Source organism: Parasphingomonas zepuensis (genome assembly GCF_036663735.1).
In the GTDB taxonomy this organism is placed as follows: Bacteria; Pseudomonadota; Alphaproteobacteria; order Sphingomonadales; family Sphingomonadaceae; genus Sphingomonas.
Genome location: NZ_JAXOJO010000004.1, coordinates 265,001 through 281,199 on the forward strand (window position 1 = coordinate 265,001; position 16,199 = coordinate 281,199).

The window sequence follows — 16,199 nt, forward strand, 5'->3', positions numbered from 1 at the left end:
GCATCGGGAGTCAAAGGGTTGGACCCGGGCGCGTTCAATGAGCGTTCACCGCCGCGATGCCTATTGGTCCCCATGAACCGCCGTCGCTTGAACGGTGGGGCCCTGCCAATTAGAGGCGGCTGCGAATGGATCGGCCGCCAATCCGCCTGAGGAGTTTTTCACCGATGAAGATGGTTCACCCTGTTGCGTTTGCGTTGATGCTGTCCCTTGGCGCCACGGCAATGGTTGCCACGCCTGCCGTCGCCCAAAAGCAGAAGAAGGGCGACAAGGCGGCCGCCCCCGCGATCACGCCGTCGGCCGAATTCCAGAAGGGTGCGGTCGCGGTCGATACGGCGATCAAGGCGAAGGATTTCGCGACGGCCGAGACTCAGCTCGCCGCTGCCGAGCCGACCGCGAAGACCGACGACGACCGCTATTTCGTCGGGATCTTCCACCTGCAGATCGCCAGCTCCAAGAACGACAATGCCGGGATCGCCAAGGCGCTCGACATGCTCATCGTCAATCCCAAGACCCCGGCGGACACGCTGGTCACCTACAATAATGTGCGCGGCGGTCTCGCGCTCGACGCGAAGCAGTATGACCAGGCGATCCCGTATCTGCTCAAGGCACGCGAGCTCGGCTTCGCCGGTGCCGAGCTGTCGGTGTCGCTCGCCCGTGCCTATGGCGGGACGGGCAAGACCAGTGAGGCGATCGCCGAGCTGGACAAGGCGATCGCGGCCGAAACCGCGGCCGGCCGCAAGGCGCCCGAATCCTGGTACGGCTTTGCCGCGACCAATTTGTTCGCCGCGCGGGACTTGCCGGGCGCGGAGAAATGGCTGGCGCGCCAGCTCAAGGAATATCCGAAATCCGCGACCTGGCAGACCGGGGTGCTCAACTATCGCAAGGTGGTCGATCCCAGCGGGACGACCTTCAACAAGGCGCAAAGGCTGGAACTGTACCGGATGATGCGCACGACCGGTGCGCTTACCGATCAGGGCGATTATTTTCGCTATGCCCAGGCGGCCGTCGATTCGGGTTACCCCTGGGAGGCCGTGACGGTGATCGATGCCGGGCGCAGCACGGGAAAAATTCCCGCCGCCAGCGCCGATGCCGCGCGGATCTACAAGACCGCGAAGGACTCGATCGCAATGGAGTCGACCCCGGCCGTCTACGAGAAGCGGGCGCAGGACGCGACGGTGGGCACCAAGGTGCTCGAAGGCGCCGACGTCAACCTCGCTGCCGGCAACTACGCCAAGGCAATCGACCTGTACGGTGCTGCCCTCACCAAGGGCGGCGTAAACGCCAATGAGGTCAATCTGCGGATCGGTTATGCGCTCGCCAATCTGGGCCGGAAGGATGAGGCAAAGGCGGCCTTCGCCAAGGTCAGTGGTGCGCCGCTCGGCGATATCGCTCAATTCTGGACAATCTGGCTGGACGTGCCACAGCTTACCGCCTGAGCGACTCCGGTCGCTCGCGTAAGTTTTTGGAGAGAGTTGCGGCATGAAGACACTATCAACGATCGCGCTGGCGGCATTGTTCGCCGGCCCGGCGACGCTGTCCCTCACGGCGTCAGCCGCCGCGAAGGATATTCCGGCGGCGGGCCCGGGTGCCGCGTTCGTCCTGTCGAAACAGGTGCGGCAGTCGGCCGCCGCCGCGTCCGCTGCGCTCAAGGCCAATGACCTGGCCGGCGCCGAGACCGCCGTGGCGACCGTCGAGCGGAGCGCGAGCAACGACAGCGAGCGTTATGTCGCGCGGACCCTGCGCGTGAAGCTGCTGAGCGTCCTGCCGCCGACGGTGCAGACGCAGACGGCGCTGGTCAAACCGCTCGACGAGCTGATCGCCGATCCGCGCACGCCGAAGGAGGATCTCGCGCGCTACAGCTATACGCGCGGCGATTTCGCCTATGCGCGGAAGGAATATGCCAAGGCCGTGCAATTCTATCGCCAGGCGCGCGACAACGGCCTGCGCGACGATGAGCTGGACCTGCAGATCGTGCGTGCGAACATGGAGGCCGGGACGGTCGCCGCCGGCGCGGCCGAGCTCGAGGCGATGATCACGGCGCAGGTTGCGGCCGGCAAGAAGCCGCCCGAAAGCTGGTACCGCTTCACCGCCCAGCGCCTGCGCCTGAAAAAGGCACCGGAGACGGCGGCCTGGACCGCCAAATGGCTCGCAGCCTATGGCACCCGGGCGAACTGGCACGATGCGATCGCGATCAACGGCTTCAAGGACGAGGACGAGAGCAAGCTGACCCTGGCCGAGCGCCGGGAGCGCGATACGCGCTTCGTCGATCTGTTTCGCCTGATGCGCGTCACGAAAAGCCTCGGCGGACAGAAGGAATATCTCGAATATGCCCGCCGCGCGAACAGCCTCGGCCTGAAGGACGAAGTGAAATCCGTGATCGAGGAAGGGCGCGCGTCGGGCGCGATCCCGGCCAAGGATGCCGAAAGTGTCCGGCTGCTGGGCGCCGTGCCGGCCAAGGGCAAGGCCGGTCCCGCCGGCGCTCCGACCGAAGCCGCGGCGCGCAAGGCTGCCGGTGGCGAGCTGGCGGCGCAGGTCGGCGATGCAAGCATTGGCCGGGGTGCCTATACCAAGGCAGTCGAAATGTATGACATCGCGCTCGAGAAGACGGTTGCCGAGCCCGACATCGTCCGCCTCCACCGCGGCATCGCGCTGGCGCTCTCGGGCAACAAGGAGCGCGCGAGAAGCGATCTGTCCGCGGTGACCGTGCCGCCGGCAAGCGACACGGCGACGCTGTGGAAGATCTGGCTCGATTCGCCGCCGGCGGGGTGATCCGCTACGGCGGGGATAACGCTCAGTCGTTCTTGACCGGAATCCCCGGCAGCGCCTTGGACGTGCGAATCGTGAGGGAGGTCTTCACGCTCGCCACGTTCGGTGCCGGGGTCAGATGAGTGGTCAGGATTTCCTGAAAGCTCTTCAGATCCGTCGCGACGATCTTCAGGATGAAATCGATCTCGCCGTTGAGCATGTGGCATTCGCGAATCTCGGGAATCTGCGCGACATGCTCCTCGAACGCGGCGAGATCGTGCTCCGCCTGGCTGCGCAGACTGACCATCGCGAAGACGGTGATCGGGTAACCCAGCGTGGCGGCGTCCAGCTCCGCATGATAGCCCAGGATCGCGCCGTTTTCCTCGAGCGTGCGGACGCGCCGCAGGCAGGGCGGGGCGGTCAGGCCGACTCGTTCCGCCAGATCGACATTCGTCATCCGGCCATCATCCTGCAGTAAACCCAGAATCCGCCGGTCGATCGAATCAAACGCCATTACACAAAGCTCCCCGCCGGCTCTATCTTTCTGGCGAGCGGCCCGGTTTCAGCATAAGATAATTACCGACGAACGCAATTGTCCCACATTGCGACGCGCGAAAAACAAGTCTTTGCGTTGGGACTCGGTCCAGTTAATAAAATGCTCCGGCGCGGGCTCCGCGGCCGCCTGAGGGCCAGTGACGTTGCGCTTCGACGACAGTCTTGAAACGGTGCTCGCAGCGGAAACCTCGACGCCGTTGGGCGCGCAATCGGTATGGCGGCAACTGGTCGATCTGATCGCCCGCCGGCATGTTCCCCCCGGCGCCGACGCGATGGCCAGGCTCAGGGCGATTCGCCTGGATGTGCCGCTGCCGGTGCGCGCCGCCAGTGCGCGCGGGGCAGCCCTTGCCGATCCGCCCGCAGCCCTCGTTCAGCTCTTTGCCGAAGACGAGCCAGGCATCGCCACCCCCGTGTTGCGGACGGCGCAGCTGGCGGGGGACGAATGGATCGCGCTGCTGCCCGACATGCCGCCTTCGGCACGGGCGATTCTGCGGCACCGCCGCGATCTGCCGCAGGCGGTGGTCCGCGCGCTTGAAAGTTTTGACAGCGTTGGTCTCACGCTGCCGCCGCGAGAGGCCCAAGCCGTTGCGGAGGTCGTCCCTTTTCAGCCGCCCTTGCCCGAGGCCGTGACGGGCAGCTTCAAGGTCGCCGAACTGGTTGCCCGTATCGATGCTTATCGCCGGCTGCGCGAAGAGACGCCGATCGCGCGGGAAATCCAGCCCGCGCCGTTCGAGCGCGATTCCACCTGGGCGCGGAGCTTCCGGTTCGAAACCGACGAGGCGGGCGTGGTCCGCTGGATCGAGGGGGCGTCGCGCGCGCCGTTGATCGGCCTCTCGCTCAGCGTGGCGGGTAGCTCGGGCGTGGACGGCGCGGCGGCGGGCGCGTTCAGGCGGCGGGCGGACTTCGCCGACGCGCGCCTCGTCGTCGAAGGCGAATCGGATGCGGCCGGCCAGTGGCGGATCACCGGCGTGCCGGTCTTCGATCGCGCCACGGGTCGTTTCACCGGCTACCGCGGCGCTGCCCGTCGACCGCGCGCTGACGAAAGCGCCGAGCCGCGCGCGAGCCGTCATCCGGCCTCCGAGGCGCTGCGCCAGCTCGTTCACGAATTGCGAACACCGACAAACGCCATTGCCGGTTTTGCGGAAATGATAGAATCGCAGATGCTTGGCCCGGTCCCCCAGGCATATCGCGCCCATGCCGCCGATATTCTCGGCCAGGCCAGCGACCTGCTGACCGCGATCGACGATATCGACATGGCCGCGCGGATCGAATCCAACGCGCTGGAGCTTCGCCCGGGCCAGGTGCGCCTGGCGCCGCTGCTGGAGCGAGTCGCGGGCGATCTCGCGCCCCTGTCGGCACTGCGCGGCACGGCCATCGATATCCATGCCGGCGATGGCGATCTTGCGATCGCCGGCGACGACCGGGCGGTCGAGCGGCTGATCGGGCGTCTGATGGCGACGCTGGTCGCAGCGGGCAGCAGGGACGAGCGGATCGGAATCGTGGCGAAGCGGGAGGCGGAGGGCGTGGTTGCGCTGATATTCGATCGTCCCCACGCGCTTGCCGCCTATGCGGGTGACAGCCTGCTGACGATCGACGCCGAGACGGAAGCGGATCGGGACGAGGCGCCCCTGCTCGGCACCGGCTTCGCGTTGCGTCTCGCTCGCAACCTGGCGGTGGAATTGCGCGGCTCGCTGGTCCTCGGCGACCAGGTCCTGACCTTGCGGCTGCCCGCCGCGCTCGTCGATCAGGTGGGGCAGCTCTCCTCCAGTTGATCCGATCGACGCAGCGGCTTGCCACCGCGGCGCGCCCTCCGCTAACGAGCGGCTTGGTGGGGCCTGTAGCTCAACTGGTTAGAGCTGCCCGCTCATAACGGGTAGGTTGCGGGTTCAAGTCCTGCCGGGCCCACCAACCCGCCGCGGCTGATCGGGCATCCCGATCGTGGAGGGAGGATCATGGAACATCGCATCGCGATCGTGACGGGCGCCGGGAGCGGCATCGGCCGCGCGGTTGCGCTCGCGCTGGGTGAGGCCGGGTGGAGCGTGGCGCTGGCCGGACGGCGGACCGAGGCGCTGGCCGCAACGGCGGCGCTGGCAAGCGCGCCGGTGCTGGCTATCCCCTGCGACGTCAGCGATCCGCTATCGGTGGACGCGCTGTTCGATCGGACGGTGCAGGAATTCGGGCGGGTCGACCTGCTGTTCAACAACGCCGGCATCTCCACACCGATGGTGCCGCTCGATGAGCTCGACGTGGATCGGATCAGGTCGCTGCTCGACGTCAACATTCTCGGCAGCATGCTCTGCGCGCGCGCGGCGATGCGCGTGATGAAGCGCCAGGCGCCGCCGGGCGGGCGGATCATCAACAACGGGTCGATCTCGGCCGACCGGCCGCGACCGAATTCGGCGCCTTATACGGCGAGCAAGCACGCCATCACCGGGCTGACCAAGTCGATCGCGCTCGACGGGCGCGCGCATGGCATCGCGGCCGGACAAATCGATATCGGCAACGCGGTGACGGATCTGAGCACGATGCTCGGCAGGAGCACGCCGCAGGCCGATGGAAAGGCCATGGCCGAGCCGATGATGGATGTCGCCCATGTCGCGCGTGCCGTGGTCCACATGGCGGCGTTGCAGCCGGAGGCGAATATCCCGTTCATGACGATCATGGCGACCGCCATGCCGTTGTTCGGTCGGGGCTGAGCGGCGCGACGGCCCGGATTTGATGCGTACCTTCGACTCAAACTGACCGCGCGCCCTTGCGTCGCACCCGCGTCCCGCCTAAGCGACCCATCCGTCGGGGAGTGGCGCAGTCCGGTAGCGCGCCTGCTTTGGGAGCAGGATGTCGCAGGTTCGAATCCTGTCTCCCCGACCATTTTTCCTAAGCGCTGTCTCTTCGCCGTTTCAGCCGGGTGCTGTCGGCATTCGGCCCAACGGGTGTCGCGGGGGTCTGCTGCGCGTCGCCGAGCCACGGCGAGGCGCTGTTCCGCCTTGGCCTTGTGCACGTGCGAGAGGAAAAGCAGCGCCCGGTTCGGGCACCGATAGTGCGGTTGGTGAAACTCTGCGCGCTACCAGCCGGACCGGCTAGCCGGCCATTCCCCTGCGTCGGGCTCAACCTGAAAATTCGTCCCTTTTCAGGAGTAAACGTCAAATTGTCATAGTGGTTCAGCCTGATTGTCACAGGCCCCGGCTAGGGCGCGGCCTCACCAAAAGAGGGTCGCAACCATGAGTGACAAGCCAGAAGATATCCAGAACCAGCTCGATCCGATGGCATCGCCATTCGATCAGTTTGCGGCGGCGCAGCACAGCCGCCGCAACATCATGAAATGGGGTTCGATGCTGTCCGTGCTGAGCGTCGCCGGCATGCTCGCCGCCTGCGACGACGACGCCGTCGACCAGCCGCCGCCCAGCCCGACGCCAACCCCCACGCCGACCGGCGCCGCACAGGTTTCCAGCTTCGGCCTGGCCGTGTTGCCCGATACGCAATTCTATTCGCGCTATGCGACTGAAGGCACGGGCAACCAGTTCAAGCGCCTGTACGGCAGCGAACCCTATCTGGCGCAGACTCAGTGGCTGGCGAAAAATGCCGCCGCGCTCAAGATTCCCTTCGTCATCCATGTCGGCGATATCGTCGACCAGGTCGGTATCGAGGATCAGTGGAAGGTGGCCGACACCGCAATGAAGGTGCTGGAAGCCGCCAATCTTCCCTATTCGGTGCTGGCGGGCAATCACGACGTCCGGTCCGATAGCGGCTATGATCCGGCGCGGCCGGATGTCGGCACCGACGCCGATCGCGATCTGGCCAACGAGCCCTATCTGAAATGGTTTCCGGCCGAGCGCGCGCGCCGCCAGAAGACATTCGGCGGGCGTGATCGCAGCGCCTTCCACGAATATCACATCTTCGAGGCCGAGGGTCAGAAGTTCCTGGTCCTCGCTTTGTCGTGGCGCGTGTCGCAGGCCGGCATCATCTGGGCGCAGAACGTGCTCAACGCCAACCCGACGCTGCCGTGCATCCTCGTCAACCACGAACTGATCTCCATCGCCAATGACGGGATCAGCCCGCTCGAGGTCGATTACGGCAAGATGATGTGGGAGCAGCTGATCCGTACCAACGACCAGATATTCATGACCGTCAATGGCCATTTCCATGGTTCGGCGACGCTGGTGAAGAAGAATGATTTCGGCAACGACGTGGTCGAGATGGTGGTCGATTACCAGATGGCCTATCAGGGCGGCAACGGCCTGATGCGGTTCTACGAATTCGATCTGAGCAACAACAAGATCCACGCCTTGTCGTTTTCGCCGTGGGTGCCGCAGAAGCCCAAGGAGACGCTGAACGCGTTCGATCAGGCGATGCTGACCGAGGCGAACCACCAGTTCACGATCGACATGAATTTCGCGCAGCGCTTCAAGCGTTTCGCGCCGGCATTCGCCGCGGCCAAGGCGAGCAATACATCGCTGAAGGCAGCAGCCACCGCGCTCATCATGGACGGGTTCACGCCGATCCCGCCATCTCAGGCGAAGCCTGCCGCCAATGCAGAGGATTATCCGAAGATCGCCGGCACGGTGGCGCATTGGCGCTTCTACGGCGGAACGGCGGGCGCCAGCGTGCCGGTCGGCCAGGCGATCGCCGACGTCTCGGGTGGCAACAATCCGCTGGTGCGCGCGCCGCTCAACAACCCGGCGAACAACACCGCACAGGAAACCGACCTGACGTGGAGCGCCGACCACCACAATCTGTCCGCGGCACCGGGCTCGATCGTGTTCCGCAATTCGGCCGGGCCGCGGCTCAGCTATCTGTGGACGGATCTGGCGGCGCAGCTGAACGACGACACGTTCGACCAAGGCTATACGGTCGAGGCGTTCATCAAGATCGCGCCGGAATGGACCGCGGCGACCAATGCCTGGATGAACATCATGACCCGGCAGGGCCGGCGCGGCAATCTGCCGGGCTGGGGCGGCGGCCTGCCTGAATCGCCGCCGCTGCAGTTCGCCATCTCCAACCTGCGGGAAGTGCAGTGGGAGCCGACGACTCAGACTGCCACGACCGGCCAGTTGCGCGCGCGTACCGCCTGGTCGGGCGAGATCCTGGTCGACCGGTGGCTGCACGTCGCGCTGGTCAACGATCCGGCGACCAAGGTCACGACGATGTACATCGAGGGCGCACCGGCGCTGCGCAACCCGGTGGACACGCTGGGGCTGGCATCGCTCGGCATGCGCTGGGTGGTGGGCGCCGGTTCATGGGACGGCGGCGCGCCCAGCGGCGGCTTCCTGGGTTCGATCGGCGAGATCCGCATCGTGCCCAAGCCGCTGCCGCCGACGCAGTGGCTGACGGCGCGCGCTGGCGTGTGACGATCGGGAGCGGGCCACCGGCCCGCTCCCGTTTTCGTCAGGTCGGGGACTCGTGGCGATGCCGCGCCCTATTTTTGAATGTGATGATGATGAGGAGGGGCCGGCGACGCGCCCGGCGCCGGTTCGCCCCCGATCCGGCGCATCGTCGCGATCTCTTCTTCCTGCTTGGCGATGATGGCACGCGCCAGCGCCTTGAGTTCCGGGTTGCTGCCATGGCGCAACAATGCCTGTGCCATGTCGATCGCGCCCTGATGGTGGGGGATCATCATCCGCGTGAAGTCCCGATCGACGTCGCCGGTCGCCGGCACGTGCATGTCGGCCATCATGCGATCCATCGCGACATCATTCTCGCGCTGGAATGCCGTCGCAGCGCCGTCGTGAGCGGCTGGCGCCACCGGCGCCTGGGCCGGCGCGGGCTGAAGAAAGGCGATCAGTCCGAAGGCCAGCAGTGCGAGGAGCAGCGGCAGGAGGATGAACGACGGTCGAATCCGGTGACGTTGGATCATTGCGTGATCTCCTTGAGGCTTTGTTCGCAGGGGCGGGTGGCCCCGAATCCTGAATCGACCGCCGCCGCCACCCGGCCGAGTGGCATCGCATCGGCCAGGCGCAGCACGCACCACAGCCTCGCCCAGCGGACTGCGTCGCCCGGGGGCTGGCCGGCATCGACGATGCCGCGCACCTGCTCGCGTACGCCGGTATAGCCGATGGCATAGGCGCCGAGCGTGTCGACGAAGCCAAGCAGCGCCTCGGGGCTGGCGATCAGGGCCTCCTGGTCGAGCGCGGCTGCGGCAGCTTCGGCGCTGATCCGGCGGTCGCGATACGCGCGCAGGATCGGCAGGGCCGCGGGTGCCAGCGCATCGAGCAACTGCCTGACGCGTTCGAAGCGGGCGGCCGTGGCGGGCGGAAAGCCGGCCATTGGGAACAGAACGTCCCGCTCGAAAGCCAGGCGGTCATCCGGCGGAAAGACGAGCGAAACCCCGAAATCGGCGGCGCCTTCGCGGATCACGGAGCCCGGTGAGCGCAGCAGGACGATATTGTCCTCGACTGGCCGATGGCCTGCGCCAGCCGCGGCCTCCGCCAGGACGAACTGGGTGTGATGGCCGGGATAGGCCTCATGACAGGCCACGTCGGTCGCCGAACCAATAAAGGCGACCGCCTGTGGATTGACCTGCAGACTGCTACGGAAATTGCCGTGATAGCGGTGCCATGCCGCGCCGACATCGCTGGTCCATTCCACATCGAGCCGCTCGCTGCTCGGCAGGGGCCAATGCTGCAGCGTCCGCTTGCGGCATTCGGCGAGCGCGCGCGTGAACACGGCCCGGCGACGATCTTCCGGGATGATGAACTGCCGGCGGAATGCCTCGACCCGTTGTGTCACTGAACCGCCGCCGGGAAGCAGGCGATCCAGCGCCGCGCGCGTCTCGCGATAGGGACGGTCGTCGGATCGCACCGGCGCCAGACCGTAGAGCCGCTGCGCTTCCTCGTCGAAGGGCAAGGGGCTGGGCAGGCGCATGATATCGACCAGTGCGAGCAACCTTTTCGTCCGCTCCGCCAAGCGCCCTTGCCGGGTATTGTCCGTTGCCGTCTGGTCGCGCAGCGCCAGATCGAGCTGCGCGAGGTCGCTGCGCAGGCGATCGAGCGAGGGCAGGGGCTGGTTCGCTGACGGCGCGAGGGCGGCGGGGCCGAAATAGCTGTCCACCTCCGCGGGGAAGAGGCGGCCGAGCGTCAGCCCCAGGGTGACGAACTGCTGCGCCTGTCCGTCGATCGGTGCACCGACAGCCGCCGCGCCGGCGTGATCGCGATAAGCCCACCACAGCGTGACCGCCGCCAGCAGCGCGGCCGCGAAGACGATCGACAACCATGCTCGTCGCCGGCGTGGCAGCTGCAGGGCTGTCCTTGCCATGGCCGCTCGTTATTCCGTGCGGAGCGCGTCGATGGGATCGAGCAGGGAAGCGCGGCGCGCCGGATAGATGCCGAATATCAGGCCTACCGCGGCGGAGATGCCCATCGCCATTGCCATCGACGCGGCCGAGACTGCGACTGGCCAGCCCAGCGACTGGCCGATGACCCAGGAGGAGGCGAGCCCAAGGAACAGGCCGATGACGCCGCCGAGGACGCTGAGCGTCACTGCCTCGATCAGGAACTGCATCGCCACGTCGCCCGAGCGCGCGCCGGTCGCGATGCGCAAACCGATCTCGCGCGTTCGCTCGGTCACCGAGACGAGCATGATGTTCATGATGCCGATGCCGCCGACGATCAGGGAGACGCCGGCGATGCTGGCGAGCAATGCCGTCATCGTATCGCTGGCATGATCAAGCGTATCCGCCATCTCCTCGAGATTGACCTCGTCGAGTTTCGGCAGGTTGGCGAGCGCGAAGGCGGCGGCGGGGGTGTAGAGCCCCTTGGTCAATGCCTGCGCCGCCTGGGTCTCGACGATGAAATCGTCCGGCGTCCCGCCGCTGCCAGCCTGGGCGCTGAGATAGGTCTTGGCCTGTCCGCCGCTCATCCCGTGGCGCTTGCGCAGCAGCTGCTTGACGTCCTCGGCGATGCGCGATGCCTCGCCTGCCTTCTCCGCCGCGATCACGATCTCGTCGATGCTGGTCTTGCCCAGCGCTGCCTGGAGCTTCTGGTAGGGGATGAAGACCGAGTCCTTGTGATCCTCGGAATCGCCGGAGGTCACGCCGACGATCTGATAGCTCGCGTCGCGCACCAGCATGGTCTTGCCGGTCGGGTTGGCACCGGGGCCGAACAACTGGTCGGCCAGCGCGCGGCCGATCACTGCTTCGCTGGCGCCATCGGTGAAGACCTTGCCGGGCCGGACGTCCCACGAATAGGTCTGCGCGAACGAGGGAGCGACTCCCTCGATCCTGGCGAAGGCCTTGGACGCACCGACCGAAATGCTCGTACGCGTCGTGAGCGCGGGACTGATTTGCTTGATGCCGACGACCTCGTTCTTGATAGCGGTCATGTCGGCGATCGTGAGCGTGTTGGCCGCGCCGGTGCCGGCCGTGATACCGACGCTTTCGCCGCCGCGCGTGTAGTTGCCCGCATGGACGAAGACGAGCTTGGTGCCGGCCGAGCCGACCTCACCCTCGACCGAAGCCCGCGCTCCGGTGCCGAGCGCCACCATCGTCAGGACAGCGGCCACGCCGATGATCATGCCGAGCATGGTGAGCAGGGTCCGCATCCGGTTGCGGCTCAGGGAGCGGAGGGCCAGGCGAATGTTGACCGGCATCAGCGCGAACATGGGAAGCTCCAATCAGGGCAGGGGCCGCTTGGGAGGGAGAGGTGGCCGATCATTCGGATCGGAGCGCGATGACCGGGTCGAGATGCGCGGCGCGGCGCGCGGGCCCGAAGCCGAACGCGATGCCGGTGACCAGCGCCATCGCCACCGCGACGACCAGCATGATCGGCGAGATGGCGGTCGCCCAGTGGAGGCCATATTCAGTGACGAACAGTCCGACGCCGCCGAGCGCGAGACCGATCAGGCCACCCAGCGCGGCCAGCGTCACGGCTTCGACCAGGAACTGCAACATCACGTCCTGGGTGCGTGCACCCAACGCCATCCGCAGGCCAATCTCGCGGGTGCGGGCGGCCACCGATACGAGCATGATGTTCATCACCCCGATGCCACCCACCAGCAGGGACACCGCGGCTGCGCCAGCCAGGAGATAGGTGAAGGTGCGGCCGGCCTGGCGCAGGCTCTTCGCCATTTCGACCCAGGACGCTTCTTCGAAACCGCGCGAATTGGCGTGGACGGCGCGCGCCAGGCGAGGATCGGAGCCCATCGTCGGCAACGCCGCATTGCTTTGCGTCTCGACGCGGAAATCGTCGGCCATATCCTCGGGCAGATGATGGAGCTTGCGCAGGGCCGCCTTCACATCCTTGGCGACCGAACTCGTCACGGCGATCGACGTGGTGCGCAGCGTGATGCTGTCATAGCTGTCGCGCCCGAGCAGGCGCTGGGCGAATTTGTTCGGTACATAGACGAGCGGCACGACCACGCCGCCGGCGCCGTCCTCGGCTGCGTCGATCACGCCCACGACCTGAACCGGCTTGCCGCCGAGCGGCAGGGTCTTGCCGATCGGCGAGGGAGCGTCGGGCCATAGCCGGCGGGCGACTGCGGGCGTCACGAGCATCACCGGCGCGCCGTCGCGATGCTCGGCCTGGCCGGGCAGGCGACCCTCGATCAGCTTCCATCCGGTCATGTCGGGCCAGGCAGGATCGAAACCCGACAGGCGCAGGATGGCGGTCGCCGCGGTTGCGCCGGCATCGAGGCTGACATTGCCCTGCAGCTCGCCCGCGACCGATTTGACGTTCGCGGCGGCACTGGCGAGCGCAATCTCGGGCGCAGCGAGCGGCGTGGGGGGAGACTTGTACTGCGTCTTCCGGACGGCGCGGATGCGGCGCCGTGCGTCGGTCGCGGCTTCATCCTGGGATATCTCGGGCATCGGCGCGCCGTCGCTGCTCGCGGTCGATACAGCTCCTTCGGAAGGCTCGCCGCCGCCGCTGTCCTGCTCGCCGCTCGAATCGATGCCTGACGGCACGAAATTGCCGGAGCGGATCGTGATGCGGGTCGGCCCGGCGCTTTCGATCTGCGATTCGATGCGGAGTTGTGCGCCGCGGCCAAGGCCGGAGACGATCACCACCATCGCCACGCCGACGCTCATGCCAAGCAAAGTCAGTATCGCCTGCAGCTTGTTCTGGGTCAGCGCCTTCAACGCCATGCGGAAATTAGTGAGCATGTTTGCCCTTCGCGGCCGGCTTTCCGTATTTCGGGAACTGGGAACGGGGCACTTCGATCAGGGCGGATACGCCGCGCACCACGGTGCCGACGCGGACGACGCTTTTCGGATCGCTTATCGGCTGGCTCTTGCCCGCCCAGAGCGTGCCCGTCGGATCGGGGCGCATCGTGACATATTCGGTCTTCTTGCCGGGCCGGTCGATCTCGACGCTCAGCTCGCTGGCGGCGGAGGCGGGCAGCGGCCGGCCAGCCGGATCGACGAGATAGATGCGCACGCCGCCGGCGGGCACCAGCACGATCTCTATATCGGCATTCTTGACCGCCTTCATGATGCCGCCGTGCGGCGCCTCATGGATCACGCCGTTATGGGCCAGGGCGGGGCCACCCAGCGCGAGCGCAACGGCGGCGAGAAGCATGTGCGATCTATTCATGACGAAGGGCCTCGATGGGATCAAGCAGGGCGGCGCGCCGCGCCGGATAGATGCTGAAGGCAACGCCGAGCAGCGCGGCGACGATCAGCGCGAGCAGGGCCGACAGGGGCGAGACGACGGCCGACCATTGGAAGAATTGCTGCAGGCCGCCCGATGCAAGCATCCCGCCCAGGATACCCAGCACGCCGCCGATGACGCAGAGCAGCAGCGCCTCGAGCACGAACTGGACGGCGATGTCGCTCCGCCGCGCGCCAAGCGCAATGCGCAGGCCCACCTCGCGGGTCCGCTGCGTGACCGACAGCAGCAGCAGATTCATCACGCCGATGCCGCCGACCAGCAGTGAAACCGCCGCCACGCTGGCGAGCAGCGCCAGCATGATGACGTTGGTCCGGCGCAGCGAGGTCGAGAGCTGCTCGATCGTGAGCTTGTCTACGCTCTCCAGATTGCCGCTGATCACGCGCGCCAGCTGCGGCGGAATGCCCTTGCCGATCGCCTGTTGTGCAATGGTGGTGACGGTGAAGTCGTCGGGCGTCTCTTCGGCGATCTTGTGCCGTTGGCGCAGCAGCAGCTTGATCCGCTTCGAAAGCGCGCTCACGTCGCCGGCGGATTTGGCAGTGATCGCGATCGTGTTCAGCTTGCTGAGGTTGAGCAGGCGGTTGATCGTGGTTACCGGGACATAGACCGCATCGAACTGGTCGTCGCCCGCCTCGGGCTGGCTGGCCCAGCTGCGGCTGCCGACCACGCCGATGACCTTGAACGGCTGGTTCCACAAGGTCGCCGTACGGCCGACCGGGTTGGCGCCGGGGCCGAACAGCTTGTCGGCGGCGATGCGGCCGAGGACCATCACCTGTGCCGTCTTGTCCGCATCGGCCTTGTCGAGAAAGCGGCCATGAGTCATCGTCCAGCCGCTGCGGATTTCCGGCAGCGCCCATTCGGTGCCATGCAACCGCGTGAACCACTGAGTCTTGGCCTTGTCGTCTGCAAAGATGTGCGCATTCTCGTGCACGCCCGACACGACATGCTGGACGCCCGCCATCTGCGCGATCGCCTTGGCATCGGGGATGGTCAGCGTGGCTGCCGAACCAAGCCCGGCCGAGATATCGCCGAGGCGATCCTTGGCGGTCGGGTGATCGTGGACCGCGAGCGGATCATCCTCGAAATGCGCTGGCAGCAGGCGCGGAGTGCCCGGCGCTTCACCATATGGTGTCGGGTAAAACGTCTGTGCGGCACGCTGATACGCCGCTGGACGCATCACCCCCGAATCGAGGCCATAGGGCTCGGTCTCCCAGGCCACCGGCATGGGTTGCACGGCACCGCCGCCAGGGATCCGGGGCAGCAGCCGGCCGGGATCGTTCCAGGTATGGCCGGTGTTGCCGTCCGGGTCGGAATTCTGTTCCCGGCCCTTCGCATAATTGCCGGCGGTCACCACGATCAGGTTGGCGCCGGCCGCACGCAGCTGATCCTCCACTGATTGCTGCGCGCCGCGGCCCAGGGCGAAGCTGGTCACCAGCGCCCCGACGCCGACCATCACGCCGAGCATGGCGAGGCCAGTCTGCAGTCTATTGCGGACCAGCGCCTGGAACGCCAGCAACAGGAAATGGCGGCTGAACATGGTTTCGGCTCAGCCCGCGGCCGCCATGGCGGGGACAGGTTCGGCGTCATCGGCGCCGCGCGGCGTAGTGGGGGCGTCGCTCAGGATCCTGCCGTCGCGCATCGCGATGATGCGCGTGCCGTAGGCCGCGATCTCCTGTTCATGCGTGATCAGCACGATCGTGATGTTCCGGCGCTCGCGCAGCTCCTGCAGGATGCGCATCACTTCCACGCTCGTCGCCGAATCGAGATTGCCGGTCGGCTCATCGGCCAGGATCAGGGTGGGTTCGTTGACCAGCGCGCGGGCAATCGCGACGCGCTGCTGCTGCCCGCCCGAAAGCTGGTTCGGGTGATGGTCGAAGCGATTTTCCAGGCCCATCGCTGCGAGTGCCTTCATCGCGCGTTCGCGCCGCTCGGCCGCCGGCATCACCGGCCGGGTGTAGAGCAGCGGCACTTCCACATTCTCCACCGCGGTGGTGCGCGGGAGGAGGTTGAAGCCCTGGAAGACGAAGCCGATCTGCCGGTTGCGGATATCGGCCAGCTCGTCGCGCGACAGGACGGAGACGTCCTTGTCGTTCAGCAGATATTTGCCTTCGGTGGGGCGATCCAGGCAGCCCAGGATATGCATCATCGTCGACTTGCCCGAACCCGACGGCCCGGTGATCGCGACGAACTCGCCCTGTTCGATCTCGAGCGAGACGCCCGCAAGCGCCTCGACGACATTGTCGCCCAGTTTATAGGTCTTCTTTAGGCCTTGCAGCGAGATGATCGACATCGTGGAACCTGCCT

Annotated in this window: 13 protein-coding genes and 2 tRNA genes; 7 read left to right on the forward strand and 8 right to left on the reverse strand. The window is 66.6% G+C overall.

What is annotated here, in order from left to right:
• The first annotated feature begins 164 nt into the window (after window positions 1–164).
• Both U1769_RS16420 and U1769_RS16425 read left to right on the forward strand, forming a co-directional pair.
• Window positions 165–1,436 (forward strand): tetratricopeptide repeat protein, encoded by a 1,272-nt coding sequence (locus U1769_RS16420; protein ID WP_332718112.1) that lies wholly within the window; start codon window positions 165–167, stop codon window positions 1,434–1,436.
• A 43-nt stretch (window positions 1,437–1,479) separates the two neighbouring features.
• Window positions 1,480–2,769, forward strand: coding sequence for a hypothetical protein (locus U1769_RS16425; RefSeq protein WP_332718114.1), 1,290 nt, complete (start codon window positions 1,480–1,482; stop codon window positions 2,767–2,769).
• Between the two features lie 22 nt (window positions 2,770–2,791).
• On the opposite strand, the gene U1769_RS16430 is transcribed toward U1769_RS16425, so the two are convergent.
• Entirely contained in the window at window positions 2,792–3,259 is a 468-nt protein-coding gene (locus U1769_RS16430; protein WP_332718116.1) for an Lrp/AsnC family transcriptional regulator, read from the reverse strand.
• Window positions 3,260–3,437: 178 nt separating this feature from the next.
• Here U1769_RS16430 and U1769_RS16435 point away from each other — a divergent pair, with 178 nt between their 5' ends.
• The 5 genes from U1769_RS16435 (at window position 3,438) to U1769_RS16455 (ending at window position 8,645) form a co-directional block, all read left to right on the forward strand.
• The gene (locus U1769_RS16435) at window positions 3,438–5,072 is read left to right on the forward strand and encodes a sensor histidine kinase (protein ID WP_332718118.1); all 1,635 of its coding nucleotides are present in this window, start codon (window positions 3,438–3,440) and stop codon (window positions 5,070–5,072) included.
• Between the two features lie 59 nt (window positions 5,073–5,131).
• A tRNA-Ile gene (locus U1769_RS16440) sits at window positions 5,132–5,208 on the forward strand.
• A 44-nt stretch (window positions 5,209–5,252) separates the two neighbouring features.
• Entirely contained in the window at window positions 5,253–5,996 is a 744-nt protein-coding gene (locus U1769_RS16445) for an SDR family oxidoreductase (protein ID WP_332718120.1), read from the forward strand.
• A 95-nt stretch (window positions 5,997–6,091) separates the two neighbouring features.
• Window positions 6,092–6,168, forward strand: a tRNA-Pro gene (locus U1769_RS16450).
• Between the two features lie 350 nt (window positions 6,169–6,518).
• Window positions 6,519–8,645 carry a metallophosphoesterase gene (locus tag U1769_RS16455; RefSeq protein ID WP_332718122.1) on the forward strand — a complete coding sequence of 709 codons (2,127 nt, stop codon included), beginning with the start codon at window positions 6,519–6,521 and terminating at the stop codon, window positions 8,643–8,645.
• Between the two features lie 68 nt (window positions 8,646–8,713).
• On the opposite strand, the gene U1769_RS16460 is transcribed toward U1769_RS16455, so the two are convergent.
• Genes U1769_RS16460 through U1769_RS16490 form a run of 7 tightly spaced genes read right to left on the reverse strand, consistent with a single transcriptional unit; the run spans window position 8,714 to window position 16,185 of the window.
• Window positions 8,714–9,151 carry a DUF305 domain-containing protein gene (locus tag U1769_RS16460; RefSeq protein WP_332718124.1) on the reverse strand — a complete coding sequence of 146 codons (438 nt, stop codon included), beginning with the start codon at window positions 9,149–9,151 and terminating at the stop codon, window positions 8,714–8,716.
• Window positions 9,148–10,548 (reverse strand): hypothetical protein, encoded by a 1,401-nt coding sequence (locus U1769_RS16465; RefSeq protein WP_332718126.1) that lies wholly within the window; start codon window positions 10,546–10,548, stop codon window positions 9,148–9,150. The genes U1769_RS16460 and U1769_RS16465 overlap by 4 nt, the downstream gene beginning before the upstream one ends.
• 9 nt (window positions 10,549–10,557) lie before the next feature.
• Entirely contained in the window at window positions 10,558–11,892 is a 1,335-nt protein-coding gene (locus U1769_RS16470; RefSeq protein WP_332718128.1) for an ABC transporter permease, read from the reverse strand.
• Window positions 11,893–11,941: 49 nt separating this feature from the next.
• The gene (locus U1769_RS16475; RefSeq protein ID WP_332718130.1) at window positions 11,942–13,390 is read right to left on the reverse strand and encodes an ABC transporter permease; all 1,449 of its coding nucleotides are present in this window, start codon (window positions 13,388–13,390) and stop codon (window positions 11,942–11,944) included.
• Window positions 13,380–13,805: a hypothetical protein gene (locus U1769_RS16480; protein ID WP_332718132.1), complete on the reverse strand. Its 426-nt coding sequence runs from the start codon at window positions 13,803–13,805 to the stop codon at window positions 13,380–13,382. The genes U1769_RS16475 and U1769_RS16480 overlap by 11 nt, the downstream gene beginning before the upstream one ends.
• Before the next feature lie 7 nt (window positions 13,806–13,812).
• Entirely contained in the window at window positions 13,813–15,432 is a 1,620-nt protein-coding gene (locus U1769_RS16485; RefSeq protein WP_332718134.1) for an ABC transporter permease, read from the reverse strand.
• Window positions 15,433–15,441: 9 nt separating this feature from the next.
• A complete protein-coding gene (locus U1769_RS16490; RefSeq protein ID WP_332718136.1) occupies window positions 15,442–16,185 on the reverse strand; it encodes an ABC transporter ATP-binding protein in 744 nt (247 codons plus the stop codon).
• Between the last annotated feature and the right edge of the window lie 14 nt (window positions 16,186–16,199).

Bases quoted from the DNA above. Each gene is read 5' to 3' on its own strand.
- U1769_RS16420 (WP_332718112.1), top strand. From the start codon at position 165: ATGAAGATGGTTCACCCTGTTGCGTTTGCGTTGATGCTGTCCCTTGGC.
- U1769_RS16425 (WP_332718114.1), top strand. From the start codon at position 1,480: ATGAAGACACTATCAACGATCGCGCTGGCGGCATTGTTCGCCGGCCCG.
- U1769_RS16430 (WP_332718116.1), bottom strand. From the start codon at position 3,259: ATGGCGTTTGATTCGATCGACCGGCGGATTCTGGGTTTACTGCAGGAT.
- U1769_RS16445 (WP_332718120.1), top strand. From the start codon at position 5,253: ATGGAACATCGCATCGCGATCGTGACGGGCGCCGGGAGCGGCATCGGC.
- U1769_RS16455 (WP_332718122.1), top strand. From the start codon at position 6,519: ATGAGTGACAAGCCAGAAGATATCCAGAACCAGCTCGATCCGATGGCA.
- U1769_RS16460 (WP_332718124.1), bottom strand. From the start codon at position 9,151: ATGATCCAACGTCACCGGATTCGACCGTCGTTCATCCTCCTGCCGCTG.
- U1769_RS16465 (WP_332718126.1), bottom strand. From the start codon at position 10,548: ATGGCAAGGACAGCCCTGCAGCTGCCACGCCGGCGACGAGCATGGTTG.
- U1769_RS16470 (WP_332718128.1), bottom strand. From the start codon at position 11,892: ATGTTCGCGCTGATGCCGGTCAACATTCGCCTGGCCCTCCGCTCCCTG.
- U1769_RS16475 (WP_332718130.1), bottom strand. From the start codon at position 13,390: ATGCTCACTAATTTCCGCATGGCGTTGAAGGCGCTGACCCAGAACAAG.
- U1769_RS16480 (WP_332718132.1), bottom strand. From the start codon at position 13,805: ATGCTTCTCGCCGCCGTTGCGCTCGCGCTGGGTGGCCCCGCCCTGGCC.
- U1769_RS16485 (WP_332718134.1), bottom strand. From the start codon at position 15,432: ATGTTCAGCCGCCATTTCCTGTTGCTGGCGTTCCAGGCGCTGGTCCGC.
- U1769_RS16490 (WP_332718136.1), bottom strand. From the start codon at position 16,185: ATGTCGATCATCTCGCTGCAAGGCCTAAAGAAGACCTATAAACTGGGC.